The 17,900-nt window shown below is 67.3% G+C and carries 13 protein-coding genes; 11 read left to right on the top strand and 2 right to left on the bottom strand.

Annotated elements, in window-relative coordinates:
- Positions 1-199: 199 nt before the first annotated feature.
- The 4 genes from VL15_RS36650 (at position 200) to metH (ending at position 5,997) form a co-directional block, all read left to right on the top strand.
- The gene (locus tag VL15_RS36650) at positions 200-1,462 is read left to right on the top strand and encodes a DUF3108 domain-containing protein (RefSeq protein ID WP_048251707.1); all 1,263 of its coding nucleotides are present in this window, start codon (positions 200-202) and stop codon (positions 1,460-1,462) included.
- A gap of 247 nt (positions 1,463-1,709) precedes the next feature.
- Positions 1,710-1,967, top strand: coding sequence for a DUF3567 domain-containing protein (locus VL15_RS36645; RefSeq protein ID WP_006477667.1), 258 nt, complete (start codon positions 1,710-1,712; stop codon positions 1,965-1,967).
- 204 nt (positions 1,968-2,171) lie between these two features.
- The gene (locus tag VL15_RS36640) at positions 2,172-3,239 is read left to right on the top strand and encodes a homocysteine S-methyltransferase family protein (RefSeq protein ID WP_048251705.1); all 1,068 of its coding nucleotides are present in this window, start codon (positions 2,172-2,174) and stop codon (positions 3,237-3,239) included.
- A 40-nt stretch (positions 3,240-3,279) separates the two neighbouring features.
- Positions 3,280-5,997 carry a methionine synthase gene (metH, locus tag VL15_RS36635; protein WP_048251704.1) on the top strand — a complete coding sequence of 906 codons (2,718 nt, stop codon included), beginning with the start codon at positions 3,280-3,282 and terminating at the stop codon, positions 5,995-5,997.
- Between the two features lie 107 nt (positions 5,998-6,104).
- On the opposite strand, the gene VL15_RS36630 is transcribed toward metH, so the two are convergent.
- Positions 6,105-6,428 carry a DUF1840 domain-containing protein gene (locus tag VL15_RS36630; RefSeq protein WP_048251702.1) on the bottom strand — a complete coding sequence of 108 codons (324 nt, stop codon included), beginning with the start codon at positions 6,426-6,428 and terminating at the stop codon, positions 6,105-6,107.
- 199 nt (positions 6,429-6,627) lie between these two features.
- Between VL15_RS36630 and argS the strand changes: the two genes are divergently transcribed.
- The 6 genes from argS (at position 6,628) to VL15_RS36600 (ending at position 14,679) form a co-directional block, all read left to right on the top strand.
- Complete coding sequence (gene argS, locus VL15_RS36625; protein WP_048251700.1) at positions 6,628-8,409, top strand: arginine--tRNA ligase; 1,782 nt, start codon at positions 6,628-6,630, stop codon at positions 8,407-8,409.
- An 89-nt stretch (positions 8,410-8,498) separates the two neighbouring features.
- On the top strand, positions 8,499-9,395 hold the full coding sequence (locus tag VL15_RS36620; RefSeq protein ID WP_048251699.1) for an SPOR domain-containing protein: 897 nt from the start codon (positions 8,499-8,501) through the stop codon (positions 9,393-9,395).
- A 69-nt stretch (positions 9,396-9,464) separates the two neighbouring features.
- Positions 9,465-10,103 carry a thiol:disulfide interchange protein DsbA/DsbL gene (locus VL15_RS36615; protein ID WP_048251697.1) on the top strand — a complete coding sequence of 213 codons (639 nt, stop codon included), beginning with the start codon at positions 9,465-9,467 and terminating at the stop codon, positions 10,101-10,103.
- Between the two features lie 19 nt (positions 10,104-10,122).
- Positions 10,123-10,896: an SDR family oxidoreductase gene (locus VL15_RS36610; RefSeq protein ID WP_048251695.1), complete on the top strand. Its 774-nt coding sequence runs from the start codon at positions 10,123-10,125 to the stop codon at positions 10,894-10,896.
- Between the two features lie 357 nt (positions 10,897-11,253).
- Positions 11,254-12,849 (top strand): ABC transporter substrate-binding protein, encoded by a 1,596-nt coding sequence (locus VL15_RS36605; RefSeq protein ID WP_048251694.1) that lies wholly within the window; start codon positions 11,254-11,256, stop codon positions 12,847-12,849.
- A gap of 189 nt (positions 12,850-13,038) precedes the next feature.
- Positions 13,039-14,679: an ABC-F family ATP-binding cassette domain-containing protein gene (locus VL15_RS36600; RefSeq protein WP_048251693.1), complete on the top strand. Its 1,641-nt coding sequence runs from the start codon at positions 13,039-13,041 to the stop codon at positions 14,677-14,679.
- Between the two features lie 16 nt (positions 14,680-14,695).
- Here VL15_RS36600 and VL15_RS36595 read toward each other — a convergent pair whose 3' ends face one another.
- Positions 14,696-15,775, bottom strand: coding sequence for an MBL fold metallo-hydrolase (locus tag VL15_RS36595; RefSeq protein WP_048251692.1), 1,080 nt, complete (start codon positions 15,773-15,775; stop codon positions 14,696-14,698).
- A gap of 305 nt (positions 15,776-16,080) precedes the next feature.
- On the opposite strand from VL15_RS36595, the gene aceK reads away from it, so the two are divergent.
- The gene (gene aceK, locus VL15_RS36590) at positions 16,081-17,898 is read left to right on the top strand and encodes a bifunctional isocitrate dehydrogenase kinase/phosphatase (protein WP_048251690.1); all 1,818 of its coding nucleotides are present in this window, start codon (positions 16,081-16,083) and stop codon (positions 17,896-17,898) included.
- The last annotated feature ends 2 nt before the right edge of the window (positions 17,899-17,900 follow it).

The raw sequence follows: 17,900 nt of genomic DNA, 5'->3' as shown, positions 1-17,900 counted from the left end.
ACACGGCGCTGCGCGCGTGCGCACAGAAACTGTCTTACGAACTCGGCTATAGTCCCGACGCGCGCGACGCCTGACACGCGCGCTACCCCCCCCCCCCGGTACACGCCGCGCACCGCGAACGCGCGACGCATCCGACGGTCCGACTCCTGTGGCGCGCACTGCGCGCCCGACGTCACGCGCTCGCCCCGATCCTGTTCCGATGCCCATGCAGCCTGCCGACATCCGCCCGCGTCACGCCTTGCCCCGCCGCTGGCTGCGCGTGGGTATCGCGCTCGTCGTCGTGCTGGTGCTGCACGCGCTCGCCGCGCTCTGGCTGATGCGCAACCGCGATTCGTTCACGCCGCCCGCGCCCGCCGAAGTCCCCGTGCAGATCGAGCTGCTGAAGCCGCAACCGATCGAGCGCCAGCCCGCGCCGCCCGCGCCGAAGCCGGTCGAGCATCCGGCCGCGCCCGCGCCGGCCACGCCCAAGGCCGCCGCACCGAAACCCGCGCCGGAGCCAGTCCTCACATCGACACAGACCGCCGAGCACGCGGAGCCGCCACCGGCCGCCGCATCCGCGGCAAGCGGCGTACCCGGCGCATCGGGCGCGCATGCCGCGTCGGCCGCCGGCGCCGCCAGCGCCGTGACGCCGGGCCCGGCGACGAACGGCGTGAAGTTCGCCGCGCCGCCGTCCGGCGACCTGCAGTACGACACGTTCTACAACGGGATGCAGAACATGATCGGCACGATCCGCTGGCGCACCGACGGACGCACCTACGACCTGTCGGTATCGATGCCCGTGCCGTTCGTCGGCCCGTTCACCTATCGCAGCGAAGGCCGCATCGACGCGTTCGGCGTCGCGCCCGACCGTTACGTCGAGAAGCGCGGCAAGCGGCCGGAAGACATCGCGATCTTCAACCGCGAGATCCGGCAGGTCGTGTTTACGCGTACGCCGAACAACGCGCCGCTGCCCGACGGCGTGCAGGACCGCTTCAGCATGCTGATGCAGTTGTCGGGGCTCGTGCGCGGCAATCCCGCCGCATACAAGCCGGGCGTCACGCAGCAGTTCTTCGTGATCGACAACAACAGCGGCGAGACCTGGCCGATCACGGTGATCGGCGACGAGCAGGTGCAGACGCAAGCCGGTATCATCAATGCGCGGCACTTCATGCGCCTGCCGCGCCGCGACGGCGACACGCGCCGCATCGACATGTGGCTCGCGCCGTCGCTCGACTGGCTGCCCGCACGGCTCGTGCAGACCGAGCCGAATGGCGCGCAGATCGAACTGCTGTGGCACGGCCGGCTCGCGGCGCCGAGCGCGCCGTCCGATGCCGCGCCGGCAGCCGGCGCAACGAACCCGCCCGCCGCCGCAGCGGCGCCCGACGCATCAACCGAAGAACCGGCACAACCCGCACCGCCGGCCGTCGTGCAACCGCCGGCACAACCGGCTGCACCGCCCGCATCATCGCCGGCTGCACCGTGAATGAATGCACGCGATTCGGCAATTTCGACCGATTACAGATTTCCGCGAAATGGCCGATGACACTCTTTAACAACTATTTCCGTACACCGGCAGACAATAAGAAACGTTTCATAGACATCGGCTTCTAACCGATACACCCTACACAACGGGAGAACAGGGTGTGCAGCGCAAGCCCCTTGAAACCGGCAAGGCTCGCCCCACCTAGGGGACAACAAGGCCAGATGCCACTGCGAAGAGGAGTGCCGCCATGCAAATGATCTACAACAGCCCCAACTACTGCGTCGTCGAATTCGCGCCGCAGGCCGGCCACCATCTGATGAATGCCGGTGGGTACGAAATCGTCGACAAGAACGCGCAGCGCGAAATCTTCATCGACGGCGAACTTGCCGAACGCTTCCGCGCACACGTGAAACAGCTGATCGAGGATGAACCGTCGCTCGACGAAGTCGACGAATTCCTCGGACAATTCGACAGCCTGATGATGATGCCGGTCGTGCTGCACTGACAACCTCAGCCCGGCGCCTCGTGCGGCCGGGCCATTCGCCGCGCACCGCCGCGGCGTCGCGAGCACTCCGATCATGCCCCCGCCCGGTTCGCCGCGCGGGGGTTTTCATTTGGCGGGCACGCCGCCGGCGCCGCGCAAGGCCGGGCGGCGGCCAGGCGCACCGGCTACAATGACGGTTTTCCCGTCTTCGCCGGTCCATCGCCCATGTCTGCGACTCCTCTCGCCGCTTCCGCCCCGCTCGACGCGCCCTACACGCGCGGCGCCGCACTGCCCGCGCTGCTGAAATCGCGCATCCTGATCCTCGACGGCGCGATGGGCACGATGATCCAGCGCTACAAGCTCGACGAAGCCGCGTATCGCGGCGAGCGCTTCAAGGATTTCCCGCGCGACATCAAGGGCAACAACGAGCTGCTGTCGCTCACGCAGCCGCAGATCATCGGCGAAATCCACGACCAGTACTTCGCCGCCGGCGCCGACATCGTCGAGACCAACACGTTCGGCGCGACGACCGTCGCGCAGGCCGACTACGGGATGGAAGATCTCGTCGTCGAGATGAACGTCGAATCGGCGCGGCTCGCGCGCGAATCGGCCGCGAAATACGCGACGCCCGACAAACCGCGCTTCGTCGCGGGCGCGATCGGGCCGACGCCGAAGACGGCGAGCATCTCGCCGGACGTCAACGATCCGGGCGCGCGCAACGTCACGTTCGACGAGCTGCGCACCGCGTACTACCAGCAGGCGAAGGCGCTGCTCGACGGCGGCGTCGATCTGTTCCTCGTCGAGACGATCTTCGACACGCTGAACGCGAAGGCCGCGCTGTTCGCGCTCGACGAGCTGTTCGAAGACACCGGCGAGCGCCTGCCGATCATGATCTCGGGCACCGTCACCGACGCGTCCGGCCGGATCCTGTCGGGCCAGACGGTCGAGGCGTTCTGGAACTCGCTGCGCCACGCGAAGCCGCTCACGTTCGGCCTGAACTGCGCGCTCGGCGCGGCGCTGATGCGCCCGTACATCGCCGAGCTCGCGAAGCTGTGCGACACCTACGTGTCGTGCTACCCGAACGCGGGCCTGCCGAACCCGATGAGCGACACCGGCTTCGACGAAACGCCTGACGTCACGTCGGGCCTGCTGAAGGAATTCGCGCAGGCCGGGCTCGTGAACCTCGCGGGCGGCTGCTGCGGCACGACGCCCGAGCACATCGCCGAGATCGCGAAGGCGCTCGCCGACGTGAAGCCGCGCCGCTGGCCGAACCAGTACAGCGACAACGCCTGACCCGACCGCCCACGCCCTTCATTACACGAATTCGCACGCCATGACCGATCACATGATGCGCCTCGCCGGCCTCGAGCCGTTCAACGTCACGTCCGGAACGCTTTTCATCAACGTCGGTGAACGCACCAACGTCACCGGCTCGAAGGCGTTCGCGCGGATGATCCTCAACGGCCAGTTCGACGACGCGCTGGCCGTCGCGCGCCAGCAGGTCGAGAACGGCGCGCAGGTGATCGACATCAACATGGACGAGGCGATGCTCGATTCGAAGGCGGCGATGGTGCGCTTCCTGAACCTGATCGCGTCGGAGCCGGACATCGCGCGCGTGCCGATCATGATCGACTCGTCGAAGTGGGACGTGATCGAGGCCGGCCTCAAGTGCGTGCAGGGCAAGGCGATCGTGAACTCGATCTCGCTGAAGGAAGGCGAGGAAGCGTTCCGCCACCACGCGAGCCTGATCCGCCGCTACGGCGCGGCCGCCGTCGTGATGGCGTTCGACGAGACGGGCCAGGCCGATACGTACGCGCGCAAGACCGAGATCTGCAAACGCTCGTACGACTTCCTCGTGAACGAAGTCGGCTTCCCGCCGGAAGACATCATCTTCGACCCGAACATCTTCGCGGTCGCGACCGGCATCGAGGAACACAACAACTACGCGGTCGACTTCATCGAGGCGACCCGCTGGATCAAGCAGAACCTGCCGTACGCGAAGGTGAGCGGCGGCGTGTCGAACGTGTCGTTCTCGTTCCGCGGCAACGACCCGGTGCGCGAGGCGATCCACACCGTGTTCCTGTACCACGCGATCCAGGCGGGGATGGACATGGGCATCGTGAACGCGGGCCAGCTCGGCGTGTATGCCGATCTCGACGCGGAGCTGCGCGAGCGCGTCGAGGACGTGATCCTGAACCGCCGCGACGATTCCACCGACCGCCTGCTCGAGATCGCCGACAAGTTCAAGGTCGGCGGCGCGAAGAAGGAAGAGAACCTCGAGTGGCGCAACCAGCCGGTCGAGAAGCGGCTCTCGCACGCACTCGTGCACGGCATCACGACCTTCATCGTCGAGGATACCGAGGAAGTGCGCGCGAAGATCGACGCGGCGGGCGGCCGCCCGATCAACGTGATCGAAGGCCCGCTGATGGACGGGATGAACATCGTCGGCGACCTGTTCGGCCAGGGCAAGATGTTCCTGCCGCAGGTCGTGAAGTCGGCGCGCGTGATGAAGCAGGCCGTCGCGCACCTGATCCCGTTCATCGAGGAAGAAAAACGCCTGCTCGCGGAAGCGGGCGGCGACGTGCGCGCGAAGGGCAAGATCGTCATCGCGACCGTGAAGGGCGACGTGCACGACATCGGCAAGAACATCGTGTCGGTCGTGCTCCAGTGCAACAACTTCGAAGTGGTCAACATGGGTGTGATGGTCCCGTGCAACGAGATCCTAGCGAAGGCGAAGGTCGAGGGCGCGGACATCATCGGGCTGTCGGGCCTCATCACGCCGAGCCTCGAGGAAATGGCGTACGTCGCGTCCGAAATGCAGCGCGACGACTACTTCCGCGTGAAGAAGATCCCGCTGCTGATCGGCGGCGCGACCACGTCGCGCGTGCACACGGCCGTGAAGATCGCGCCGCACTACGAAGGCCCGGTCGTCTACGTGCCCGATGCGTCGCGCTCGGTGTCGGTCGCGTCGAGCCTGCTGTCGGACGAAGGCGCGACGAAGTACCTCGACGAGCTGAAGTCCGATTACGAACGCATCCGCGACCAGCACGCGAACCGCAAGGTGCAGCCGATGGTCACGCTGGCCGAAGCGCGCGCGAACAAGGCGAAGATCGACTGGGCGAACACCACGCCCGCGAAACCGAAGTTCATCGGCCGCCGCGTGTTCAAGAACTACGACCTGAACGATCTCGCGAACTACATCGACTGGGGCCCGTTCTTCCAGACGTGGGATCTCGCGGGCCCGTACCCGGCGATCCTGAACGACGAGATCGTCGGCGAATCGGCGCGACGCGTGTTCTCCGACGCGAAATCGATGCTCGCGCGCCTGATCCAGGGCCGCTGGCTGACCGCGAACGGCGTGATTGCGCTGCTGCCGGCGAACACCGTCAACGACGACGACATCGAGATCTACAGCGACGAGTCGCGCTCGGAAGTGCTGCTCACGTGGCGCAACCTGCGCCAGCAGAGCGTGCGTCCGGTGGTCGACGGCGTGATGCGGCCGAACCGCTCGCTCGCCGACTTCATCGCGCCGAAGGAATCGGGCGTCGCCGACTACATCGGGATGTTCGCGGTGACGGCCGGCCTCGGCGTAGACGTGAAGGAAAAGCAGTTCGAAGCCGACCACGACGACTACAGCGCGATCATGCTGAAGGCGCTCGCCGACCGCTTCGCGGAAGCGCTCGCGGAAGCGATGCACGCGCGCGTTCGACGCGAGCTGTGGGGCTACGCGAACGGCGAAACGCTCGACAACGACGCGCTGATCGCCGAGAAGTACGCGGGCATCCGCCCGGCGCCCGGCTACCCGGCCTGCCCCGACCACCTCGTGAAGCGCGACATGTTCGACGTGCTGCGTGCCGACGAGATCGGCATGAGCGTGACCGACTCGCTGGCGATGCTGCCGGCCGCGAGCGTGTCGGGCTTCTACCTCGCGAACCCGGACAGCCGGTATTTCTCGGTCGGGAAAATCGGGCAGGATCAACTCGAGGACTACGCGCGGCGCATGGCGCTGTCGCTCGACGACGCGCGCCGCGCGCTCGCGCCGCAGCTCTGAGCGGCGCCGGCGGGCGGTCGCCCGTTTGGTCAGACAAAAAGAAAAAGCCCGCTCGAAAGCGGGCTTTTTCCTGCCTTTCCGACCCGCTTACCGCCGGGCCAGGAAGCTCAGAAACCCCAGTGCACGTCGGCCTCGCCGGCCTTCGCTTCGCGCAGCATCATCAGGAACGGCGCGACGCGCTGAGCCAGGTTCGGCGGCACTTCGTGGTGCGCGTGGTCGGCTTCGTCTTCGTGGAAATGGCCGGCGTGCTCGGCGCGCTCCTGCTTCGCCTGCGCAACCGCCCCTTCCAGCTTCGCGATCGCGCTGTCCAGTTCGTCGTGCGTAATCACGCCGCGCTCGCCCAACTGCTTGCCGACGAGGCTCAACACATATACGGCGAAATCCTTCAGCACGTCGAGATCCTGTGCCGCCTTGCTCTTGAACGTAATCATGACTATTCCCTTTTCTCTTGTTGTGCCTGCGCGATGCCGTTGGGGAACGCCGGCAGACCGGCGCCCGGCCTCGCGGACACGGGCCGCCTGATCGGCATATTAGCACCTGTTAAAATTCTGCGATCCCTGAAACGCGCGCTTAAAAAGCGCGCCGGCGGGCCGGCGTTTCCGACCGCCACCAACCAAGCCTTCTACCAGCATGCTGCCAGCACACAAACAGACCCTCGAAGCCCTGCTCGCGGATAGCGTCAAGCAGGTCGCACACGCGCTGAAAGGCGCCGACGTGGCGTTCGTCGCCCCGGCCATCACGCTGGAGCGCCCGAAGGTCGCCGCGCACGGCGACGTCGCGTGCAACGTCGCGATGCAGCTCGCCAAGCCGCTCGGCGCGAACCCGCGCCAGCTCGCCGAGCAGATCGTCGCCGCGCTCAACGCGCAGCCGGCCGCGCAAGGGCTCGTCGAAGCCGCCGAAATCGCCGGCCCCGGCTTCATCAACCTGCGCCTGTCGGCCGCCGCGAAACAGGCGGTGATTGCCGCCGTGTTCGACCAGGGCCGCGCGTTCGGCACGTCGGATCGCGAGAAAGGCAAGCAGGTGCTGCTCGAATTCGTGTCGGCGAACCCGACCGGCCCGCTGCACGTCGGCCACGGCCGCCAGGCCGCGCTCGGCGACGTGCTCGCGAACGTGATTGCGAGCCAGGGCTACGCGGTGCACCGCGAGTTCTACTACAACGACGCAGGCGTGCAGATCGGCAACCTCGCGATCTCGACCCAGGCACGCGCGCGCGGCCTGAAGCCGGGCGACGCGGGCTGGCCGGAAGCCGCGTACAACGGCGAGTACATCGCCGACATCGCACGCGACTTCCTGAACGGCGAAACGGTCGCCGCGTCGGACGGCGAGCCGGTGAAGGGCACGGGCGACGTCGAGGATCTCGACGCGATCCGCAAGTTCGCGGTGACGTACCTGCGTCGCGAGCAGGACATGGACCTGCAGGCGTTCGGCGTGAAGTTCGACCAGTACTACCTCGAGTCGTCGCTGTACAGCGAAGGCCGCGTCGAGAAGACGGTCGACGCGCTGATCAAGGCCGGCATGACCTACGAGCAGGACGGCGCGCTGTGGCTGCGCACGACCGACGAAGGCGACGACAAGGATCGCGTGATGCGCAAGTCGGACGGCACGTACACGTACTTCGTGCCGGACGTCGCATATCACGTGGCGAAGTGGGAACGCGGCTTCACGAAGGTGATCAACATCCAGGGTTCGGACCACCACGGCACGATCGCGCGCGTGCGCGCCGGCCTGCAGGGGCTGCACATCGGGATCCCGAAGGGCTATCCCGACTACGTGCTGCACAAGATGGTCACCGTGATGCGCGATGGCCAGGAAGTGAAGCTCTCGAAGCGCGCGGGCAGCTACGTGACGGTGCGCGACCTGATCGAATGGTCGGGCGGCGCGGCGCCGGGCCAGGAATCGGCACCCGACCTGATCGACGAGGCAACCATCACGCGCGGCCGCGACGCGGTGCGTTTCTTCCTGATCTCGCGCAAGGCCGATACCGAGTTCGTGTTCGACATCGATCTCGCGCTGAAACAGAACGACGAAAACCCGGTCTATTACGTGCAGTACGCGCATGCGCGGATCTGCTCGGTACTCAACGAACTGAAGTCGCGCTACAACGTCGACGCCGCGCAGCTGCCGGGCGCCGACCTGTCGCAGCTGACGAGCGCGCAGGCCGCGTCGCTGATGCAGAAGCTCGCCGAGTATCCGGACATGCTCACGCACGCGGCGAACGAGCTGGCGCCGCACGCGGTCGCGTTCTACCTGCGCGATCTCGCTGGCGAATTCCACTCGTTCTACAATGCGGAGCGCGTGCTGGTCGACGACGAAGCGCCGCGCAATGCGCGCGCCGCGCTGCTCGCCGCGACCCGGCAGGTGCTCGAGAACGGTCTGGCGGTGCTCGGCGTATCCGCGCCCGCCAAGATGTAAGGATGTAAGCGGCCCGAACCGGGCAGCGAATGGCCGCGGCAGCGCCCGCCGCGGCCTTTTCACGATTCTTTTTGCAGGTGACTCAAGCAATGGCACAACCACGCCGAACTTCGAAGCAATCGAAACAAGCCGGAGGAACATTTCTTGGAATCGTGCTGGGCCTGATCGTCGGCCTCGCAATCGCCGTGGTGGTGGCGCTCTACATCACGCGTTCGCCGTCTCCATTCGTGTCGAAGGTCGCGCCGCCGCCGGCCGACGCCGGCGCGAGCCAGCCGCAGCAGTTCGACCCGAACCGCGCGCTGCAGGGCAAGACGCCCGGCCAGCCGGTGCCGCAGGCCGCGCAACCCGCGCCGCCCAACACCGCGCCCGGCCAGGCCGCGAACCAGACCCAGGGCGGCCTGCTGCCCGAGCCGCAGATCGTCGAAGTGCCGCCGTCGGCCAACGGTTCGAACGGTTCGAACAGCACCGGCAACTCGAACAGCACGACCGCGTCGAACAATCCGTCGTCGGGCAACGGCGTCGCCGTCGCGCCGAAGCCGGCCGACAACACGCCGCCGAAGAAGACGCCGCCGGCGCAACAGCAGCAGCAGGCCGGCGAGGACGACCTCGCGCGCTTCGCCGCGCAGAAGCAGGCGCAGCAAGCCGCCGCGCAAAAGCAGCAACAGCAGGTGGCCGCCAACACGCCGAAGCCGACGTCGTCGGCCACGGCCGCCGCGGCAGCGAAGCCGCCGACCGCGAGCGACGCGAATACCGGCTACTTCCTGCAGGTCGGCGCTTACAAGACCGAAGGCGATGCCGAGCAGCAGCGCGCGCGCCTCGGCTTCCAGGGCTTCGAGTCGAAGGTGTCGAAGCGCGACGTCAGCGGCGTGACCTATTTCCGCGTGCGCGTCGGCCCGTTCTCGAAGTTCGAGGATATGAACTCGGCCCGTCAGCGCCTGTCCGATGCAGGTGTCGACACGGCAGTGATCCGCTTCACGAAGCAGTAAGCCGCCGGCCGAGCCCACGCAGAACCCGCTACGTTTCGCAACCCGAGCAACTGATTCGACGTTCACAACATGAAAAAACTGCTTAGCACGCTCCTTCTGTCCCTGGGCCTCGCGGCCGGTTTCGCCCAGGCTTCGCCCGCCGCGCCGGTCGCCGGCAAGGACTTCGAGGTGATGAAGTCGCCGCAGCCGGTGTCCGCGCCGGCCGGCAAGGTCGAGGTGATCGAGTTCTTCTGGTACGGCTGCCCGCACTGCTACGAATTCGAGCCGACGGTCGAGGCCTGGGTGAAGAAGCAGGGCGACAAGATCGACTTCAAGCGCGTGCCGGTCGCCTTCCGCGACGATTTCGTCCCGCACTCGAAGCTGTACTACGCGGTGTCCGCGCTCGGCATCTCCGAGAAGGTCACGCCGGCGATCTTCAACGCGATCCACAAGCAGAAGAACTACCTGCTGACGCCGCAGGCACAGGCCGACTTCCTGGCCACGCAGGGCGTCGACAAGAAGCAGTTCACGGACGCGTACAACTCGTTCAGCGTGCAGGGCGAGGTGAACCAGTCGGCCAAGCTGCTGAAGGACTACGCGATCGACGGCGTGCCGACGGTCGTCATCCAGGGCAAGTACAAGACGGGTCCCGCTTACACGAACAGCATCCCGGGTACGGCCCAGGTGCTCGACTTCCTCGTGAAGCAGGTTCAGGACAAGAAGCTCTGATCCCCGCCCGCGCGCCGGCATGACTACTCCGCTGAAGGTCTTCATCACCGGCGCGTCGAGCGGCCTCGGCCTCGCGATGGCCGAGGAATACGCCCGTCAGGGCGCCACGCTCGCGCTCGTCGCGCGCCGCACCGATGCGCTCGATGCGTTCGCGCGGCGGTTCCCGAAGCTGTCCATCACCGTCTATTCCGCCGACGTGCGCGATGCCGACGCGCTCGCGACGGCCGCCGCGTCGTTCATCGCGACGCACGGCTGTCCCGACGTCGTGATCGCGAACGCGGGCATCAGCCAGGGCGCCGTCACGGGCCAGGGCGATCTCGCGACGTTCCGCAACGTGATGGACATCAACTACTACGGGATGGTCGCGACGTTCGAGCCGTTCGTCGGCCCGATGACGGCTTCGCGCCACGGCACGCTGGTCGGCGTCGCGAGCGTCGCCGGCGTGCGCGGCCTGCCCGGCTCCGGCGCGTACAGCGCGTCGAAATCGGCCGCGATCAAGTATCTCGAATCGCTGCGCGTCGAACTGCGCGCCGCCGGCGTCGGCGTCGTGACGATCGCGCCCGGCTACATCCGCACACCGATGACCGCGCACAACCCGTACCGGATGCCGTTCCTGATGGACGCCGACCGCTTCGCCGCGCGCGCGGCGCGCGCGATCGCGCGGCAGCACGCGTTCCGCGTGATTCCGTGGCAGATGGGCGTCGTCGCGAAGGTGCTGCACGTGCTGCCGCGCTGGCTGTACGACCGCCTGTTCGAGAAGGCGCCGCGCAAGCCGAAGGCCGGCGCGCACTGACACACCGGCGGGCCGGCCCGCGCGACACGCGCCGGGCCGTATCGCCGCATCGAAGCTTCGATATCGCGGCAATTCCCGCTGCGTCAGCGCCGCTCCCGCGGCACGCCCTGACGGCGCCGCGCCCGCTCCCCGCCGCCCGCCTCTCCCGCCGCCACCGCGGCACCCGCCGCCGCGTCAACACCCGTTCCGTCGCCAACGCAGCCGTTTGTCGGTCAATTCGCCGCGTTCCGGCGCCTTTTTTCACGCGTCGTGCGCTTTGACGGTATGCTATTCGCCAGCCGCGCCGGCCCTGTCCGCTTCCGGGCCGCGCCCGCATCCCGTTACCCAGCAAAAAGCACAAGCCACGTGGGAGATCCTATGCACGTCAAGCTGTTCGCCGCGGCCGCGGTCGCCGCCGCACTCGCCGCCCCCGGCCTCGCCGCCGCCAAGCCGCTCACCGTCTGCACGGAATCGAGCCCGGACGGCTTCGACGTCGTGCAGTACAACTCGCTCGTCACGACCAACGCGTCGGCCGACGTGATCTTCAATACGCTCGTGTCGTACGACGAAGCCGCGAAGAAGGTCGTGCCCGCGCTCGCCGACAAATGGGACGCCAGCGCCGACGGCCTCACCTACACGTTCCACCTGCGTCCGAACGTCGCGTTCCAGACCACCGACACTTTCAAGCCCGGCCGCGCGCTCGATGCGGACGACGTCGTGTTCACGTTCTCGCGGATGCTCGACGATGCGAACCCGTGGCACAAGGTGGCCGGCGCGAGCGGCTTCCCGCACGCGCAGTCGATGGGCCTCGTGAAGCTCGTGAAGTCGGTCACGAAGGTCGACGACAGCACCGTGAAGTTCGTGCTGAACGAGCCGAACGCGACGTTCGTGCCGATCCTGACGATGGGCTTCGCGTCGATCTACTCGGCCGAATACGCGGACCAGTTGCTGAAGGCCGGCAAGCAGGCCGACCTGAACGCGAAGCCTGTCGGCACGGGCCCGTTCGTGCTGAAGAGCTACACGAAGGACGCGCTGATCCGCTATGACGTCAACCCGACGTACTGGGGCACGAAGCCGAAGGTCGACCGGCTGATCTATGCGATCACGCCCGACCCGTCGGTACGCCTGCAGAAGGTGAAGGCCGGCGAATGCCAGATCGCGCTGTCGCCGAAGCCGCAGGACGTGCTCGCCGCGAAGGGCGAAAGCGCGCTGAAGGTCGTGCAGACGCCCGCGTTCATGACCGCGTTCGTCGCGCTGAACACGCAGAAAAAGCCGCTCGACAACGACAAGGTGCGCGAGGCGCTGAACCTCGCGTTCGACCGCGCGACCTACCTGAAGGTCGTGTTCGACAACACCGCGACGGCCGCGAACAACCCGTATCCGCCGAACACGTGGAGCTACGCGAAGGACGTCTCGCCGTATGCGTACGATCCCGCGAAGGCGAAGCAACTGCTCGCGCAGGCCGGCTTCCCGAACGGCTTCTCGACGACGATCTGGACGCGCCCGACCGGCAGCGTGCTGAACCCGAACCCGAAGGTCGGCGCGGAGCTGCTGCAGGCCGACCTCGCGAAGATCGGCGTGAAGGCGGAAGTGAAGGTGATCGAATGGGGCGAGCTGATCAAGCAGGCGAAGCTCGGCCAGCATGACATGCTGTTCATGGGCTGGGCCGGCGACAACGGCGATCCGGACAACTACCTGTCGCCGCTGTTCAGCTGCAACGCGGTGAAATCGGGCATCAACTTCGCGCGCTTCTGCGACGCGCAGCTCGACAAGCTGATCGCCGACGGCAAGTCGACCGCCGACCAGGCCAAGCGCGCGAAGCTGTACGAAGCGGCGCAGAAGATCATCCACGACCAGGCGCTGTGGATCCCGCTCGGCTACCCGACCGCGGCCGCGCTCACGCGCACGAACGTGAGCGGCTATCACGTGAGCCCGTTCGGACGACAGAACTTCACGACGGTCTCCGTGCAGTAAGCACGCGTGGCGCGCAAGCGACGGCGTGCGCGCCCGTCGCTTGCGGCCCGCGTGCGGCGCTTGCTACACTCCGCGCCTATTCCTCATACCGGACGCCAGCCAAAGTGAACAACTAAGCCTTCCCAAAATGTTTTCGCCGTCGTGCCACGCACGCCGCGCGAAGGTCTTCACGCATTTTCGGAGGTGCTTATGGCTGCTGCCACGCCGACCGGCGCGCTCGTCGCGCTTCATCACGTTTCCTTTCGCTTCGACGACGGCGTCACGCTGTTCGATTCGCTCGACCTTTCCATCGACCGCACGCCGACCGGCATCGTCGGCCGCAACGGCATCGGCAAGAGCCTGCTCGCGCAGCTGATCGCGGGCCGCCGCGCGCCGAGCTCGGGCACGATCGACCGGCACACGCCGGTCGTCTACGTCGCGCAGCAGCACGACGATGCGTCGGCCGGACCGCGCACCGTCGCGCAAATCGCCGCGCTCGATGCGCCGCTCGGCGCGCTTGCGCGACTCGCCCACGGTCGCGCGGAGCCGCACGACTTCGACCTGATCGGCGAGCGCTGGAATCTCGCCGAGCAGCTGCGCGCGGCACTCGACGCGGCCGGCCTGCACGACGTGCAGCCCGCCACGCCCGCGCAGGCGCTGAGCGGCGGCCAGCTCGCGCGCGTCGCGCTGATCGGCGCGTTGCTGTCCGGCGCCGGCCTGCTCGTGCTCGACGAACCGACCAACCATCTCGACGCGCCCGGCCGCGCGTGGCTGCGCGCGGCGCTCGACGGCTGGCGCGGCGGTCTCGTCATCGTGAGCCACGACCGCGCGCTGCTCGCCGGCGTGCAGCGCATCGTCGAACTGACGCCGCACGGCGCGCGCTCGTACGGCGGCAACTACGCGCTCTACCGCGCGCAGCGCGACGCGGAACAGGATGCCGCGCACGCAGCACTCGATCATGCGCGCAGCGAGCGCGGGCGCGTCAGGCGCAGGCTCGAACAGGAACACGACACGATCCAGCGCCACGCGGCCGGCTCGCTGCGCGACGCAAAGACGGCCAACCTGTCGTCGATGGCGAAACAGAGCCGCAAGGGTGCGGCGCGCCACATCATGGGGCAGGTTCGGCGTCGTCAGGACACGTTCAAGGCGACGCTCGACGAACGCGTGCAGCAAGCCGCCGCGCGCGTCGAAGCCGATGCGCCCGTGCTCGTGTCGCTGCCGGGCACCGAGGTCAGCGCGCGGCGCCAGCTGTTCACGCTCGAACACGCGCGACTGCCGTGGCGCGTCGCGGGCGACGCCGAAACGATCACGTGGTCGGCGAGCGGCGCCGTGCGCATCGCGCTGACGGGGCCGAACGGCTGCGGCAAATCGACGTTGCTGCGGATGCTCGCGGGCGAGCTCGCGCCACGTTCAGGCGCATGCGCGACGCATGTGAGCGCCGCGTATCTCGACCAGCGGCTCGCGCTGCTCGATCCCGAGCGCTCGATCGTCGAGCAGTTGGGGCTGCTCGATACGCCGCTCGCCGAAGGCGACCTGCGCAGCCGTCTCGCGCTGTTGCAGCTCGACGCGGCGCGCGCGACGCAGCCGGCGCGGCAACTGAGCGGCGGCGAACGGCTGAAGGCCGCGCTCGCATGCGCGTTGTGGCGCGGCACGCCCGCGCAACTGCTGCTGCTCGACGAGCCGACCAATCACCTCGATCTGGAATCGGTGCGCGCGATCGAAGCCGCCCTCGCCGGCTTCCCGGGCGCGATCGTGGTCGCGTCGCACGACACCGCATTTCTCGCGGCGCTCGCACCGACGCACACGATGCAATGGCATCACGACGGGTGGCGTTACGAACCCGTCGTGTGAGGACAACGAAGCGGTATCAGCGGGCGGTGCGGAACCGCAGCACGCCGTCGTCGCCCTGCTCGCGCACGAGTTCGCCCGCGAGCCACAGCAGGTTCAGGTGCGCGAGCGCCTCGCCGAGCGCGAACGTCATCTGGTGGATATCGAGCTCGCGGCGGCGGAACATGATCGGCACGATGTCGGCCGCGCTCGTCGGCTGCGCCGCGCACGCGACGCGCACTTCGTCGAGCCGCGCGTCGTGGTGCGCGCGCAGTTGCGCGATGCGCGTGCGCACGCCGCGGAACGGCTTGCCGTGCGACGGCAGCACGAGCGTGTCGGGCGCCATCGTCTCGTAGCGGCCGAGCGACTGCAGGTACAGCGCGAGCGGGTTCGCTTCCGGCTCGAGATCGAACACCGACACGTTGGTCGAGATGCGCGGCAGCACCATGTCGCCGGAGATCAGCACGCCGTCCGCTTCGCTGTGCAGCGCGCAATGTTCAGGCGAATGGCCGAAGCCGGTGACGACACGCCATGTGCGCGTGCCGATCGTCACCGCGTCGCCTTCACGCAGGCGCCGGTAGCGCGGCGGCACGGCCGGCACGAGATCCGAGTAGTAGTTGCGGCGGTTGCGCAGCTTGTCGAGCGCGGCGGGATCGGTCAGCCCGTGGCGCGCGAAGTGATCGGCGGCCGCCGCGCCGCCCGCGTTCGAGCCGTTGCCGGCCGCCATCAGGCAGCCGAACATGTACTCGCCGAGCGTCATCCACAGCCGCACGTTCCAGCGGCCCCGGTCGCCGCCTTCGCACAGCCAGTTCGCGAGCCCGAAGTGATCGGGGTGGCAGTGCGTGACGAGCACGCGCAGCACCGGCAGGCCGTCGAGATGCGTGTCGAAGATCTGTTCCCAGTGCGTACGGATCGCGTCTGACGAGATCCCGCAATCGACGATCGTCCAGCCGGCCTGCCCGTCGATCTCGTCGCGCAGCAGCCACAGGTTGATGTGGTCGAGCGAGAACGGCAGCGGCATGCGCAGCCAGCGCACGCCGGGCGCGACCTCGAACGTGTCGCCCGCGGCAGGCAGCGTGTCGGCGAAGGGATAGTCGAGTTGGTGTTCCAGTGCGTTCATCGGTGGGGCGTCTCGTCGTTATCGGTGCGAATGCGCGCCGGCGGCAGGCCGCGGCGGGCGATCCGTCGATTCTATCGCCGTCGCGCGGAACGCGTGCCCGGCGGCAGCCGGCCCGTCAAAAAAAGTTCGTGTCAGAATCGGTTCCGTACCCGTATCTTTACGCGAAGATGCACCGAACGGCCCCCAACGGCGAATAACGCGCCGATTGACGACCGCCGGTGCGTCCCCGCTAAAGTCATTGAAACGCCGACTTGGGCGCTAAAATGGCGAGTGCTTACAGCCCCTCCCGAACGAGCCTGCACGCAATGAATCACTTCCCCAAACTGCTGTCTTCGCAGATCGGTTTCGACGTCGCGCAGACGATGCTCGAAAACTTCGACCGCCACTACCGGATCTTCCGCGAAGCGGCCGTCGAGGCGAAGACGCTGTACGAGCGCGCCGACTGGCACGGGCTGCAGCGGCTCGCGCGCGAGCGGATCACGTCGTACGACGAACGCGTGCAGGAATGCGTCGAGTGGCTGGAAGACGAATACGACGCGGAGAACATCGACGACGAGGTCTGGCAGCAAATCAAGCTGCACTACATCGGCCTGCTTACGTCGCACCGCCAGCCCGAGTGCGCGGAAACGTTCTTCAATTCGGTGTGCTGCAAGATCCTGCACCGCTCGTATTTCAGCAACGATTTCATCTTCGTGCGCCCGGCGATCTCGACCGAATATCTCGAGAACGACGAGCCGGCCGCGAAACCGACCTACCGTGCGTACTATCCGGGCACCGACGGGCTCGCGGTCACGCTCGAGCGCATCGTCACGAACTTCCAGCTCGAACCGGCGTTCGAGGATCTCACGCGCGACATCGCGTGCGTGATGCAGGCGATCGACGACGAATTCGGCCGCTTCGACGAAGCGCCGAATTTCCAGATCCACGTGCTGTCGTCGCTGTTCTTCCGCAACAAGAGCGCGTACATCGTCGGCCGCATCATCAACGCCGACCGCGTGCTGCCGTTCGCGGTGCCGATCCGCCACGTGCGCCCGGGCCTGCTCGCGCTCGACACCGTGCTGCTGCGCCGCGACCTGCTGCAGATCATCTTCAGCTTCTCGCACTCGTATTTCCTCGTCGACATGGGCGTGCCGTCCGCGTACGTCGACTTCCTGTGCACGATCATGCCCGGCAAGCCGAAGGCGGAAATCTACACGTCGGTCGGCCTGCAGAAGCAGGGCAAGAACCTGTTCTACCGCGACCTGCTGCACCACCTGTCGCATTCGAGCGACCGCTTCATCATCGCGCCCGGGATCAAGGGCCTCGTGATGCTCGTGTTCACGCTGCCGTCGTTCCCGTACGTGTTCAAGATCATCAAGGATCACTTCCCGCCGCCGAAGGAAACGACGCGCGCGCAGATCATGGAGAAGTACCAGCTCGTGAAGCGCCACGACCGCCTCGGGCGGATGGCCGACACGCTCGAGTATTCGAGCGTCGCGCTGCCGCTCGCGCGGCTCGACCACGCGCTGGTGCGCGAGCTGGAGAAGGAAGTGCCGTCGCTGCTCGAATACGAGGACGACAATCTCGTGATCAAGCACCTGTATATCGAGCGCCGGATGACGCCGCTCAACCTGTACCTGCAGAACGGCACCGACGCGGACATCGAGCACGGCGTGAAGGAATACGGCAACGCGGTGAAGGAGCTGATGAAGGCGAACATCTTCCCCGGCGACATGCTGTACAAGAACTTCGGCGTCACGCGCCACGGCCGCGTCGTGTTCTACGACTACGACGAAATCGAGTACCTGACCGACTGCAACGTGCGCCGCGTGCCGCCGCCGCGCAACGAGGAAGACGAGCTGTCCGGCGAACCGTGGTATACCGTCGGCCCGCACGACATCTTTCCGGAGACCTACGGGCCGTTCCTGCTCGGCGACCCGCGCGTGCGTGGCGCCTTCATGCAGCATCACGCGGACTTTTTCGATCCCGCGCTGTGGCAGGCGAGCAAGGACAAGCTGCTGCAGGGCGAATTGCCTGATTTTTATCCGTACGACGCGGCGCTGCGCTTCAGCGCGCGCTACCCGGCGCGCTTCGGCGCGACGGACCAGAACGACGGCGAAGGCGACGCTCAGCGCGCCGCCTGACG

Origin of the sequence: Burkholderia cepacia (genome assembly GCF_001039005.1) — a bacterium.
Taxonomy (GTDB): Bacteria; Pseudomonadota; Gammaproteobacteria; order Burkholderiales; family Burkholderiaceae; genus Burkholderia; species Burkholderia theae.
The sequence above is the reverse complement of the archived record's forward strand: the minus strand, read 5'-3'. Positions and strand labels throughout refer to the sequence as shown.

Excerpts from the sequence above, each read along its gene's own strand:
- VL15_RS36630 (WP_048251702.1), bottom strand. The coding sequence starts at position 6,428 with ATGATTACGTTCAAGAGCAAGGCGGCACAGGATCTCGACGTGCTGAAG.
- VL15_RS36600 (WP_048251693.1), top strand. The coding sequence starts at position 13,039 with ATGGCTGCTGCCACGCCGACCGGCGCGCTCGTCGCGCTTCATCACGTT.
- VL15_RS36640 (WP_048251705.1), top strand. The coding sequence starts at position 2,172 with ATGTCTGCGACTCCTCTCGCCGCTTCCGCCCCGCTCGACGCGCCCTAC.
- VL15_RS36620 (WP_048251699.1), top strand. The coding sequence starts at position 8,499 with ATGGCACAACCACGCCGAACTTCGAAGCAATCGAAACAAGCCGGAGGA.
- VL15_RS36595 (WP_048251692.1), bottom strand. The coding sequence starts at position 15,775 with ATGAACGCACTGGAACACCAACTCGACTATCCCTTCGCCGACACGCTG.
- argS (WP_048251700.1), top strand. The coding sequence starts at position 6,628 with ATGCTGCCAGCACACAAACAGACCCTCGAAGCCCTGCTCGCGGATAGC.
- aceK (WP_048251690.1), top strand. The coding sequence starts at position 16,081 with ATGAATCACTTCCCCAAACTGCTGTCTTCGCAGATCGGTTTCGACGTC.
- metH (WP_048251704.1), top strand. The coding sequence starts at position 3,280 with ATGACCGATCACATGATGCGCCTCGCCGGCCTCGAGCCGTTCAACGTC.
- VL15_RS36605 (WP_048251694.1), top strand. The coding sequence starts at position 11,254 with ATGCACGTCAAGCTGTTCGCCGCGGCCGCGGTCGCCGCCGCACTCGCC.
- VL15_RS36650 (WP_048251707.1), top strand. The coding sequence starts at position 200 with ATGCCCATGCAGCCTGCCGACATCCGCCCGCGTCACGCCTTGCCCCGC.
- VL15_RS36645 (WP_006477667.1), top strand. The coding sequence starts at position 1,710 with ATGCAAATGATCTACAACAGCCCCAACTACTGCGTCGTCGAATTCGCG.
- VL15_RS36610 (WP_048251695.1), top strand. The coding sequence starts at position 10,123 with ATGACTACTCCGCTGAAGGTCTTCATCACCGGCGCGTCGAGCGGCCTC.
- VL15_RS36615 (WP_048251697.1), top strand. The coding sequence starts at position 9,465 with ATGAAAAAACTGCTTAGCACGCTCCTTCTGTCCCTGGGCCTCGCGGCC.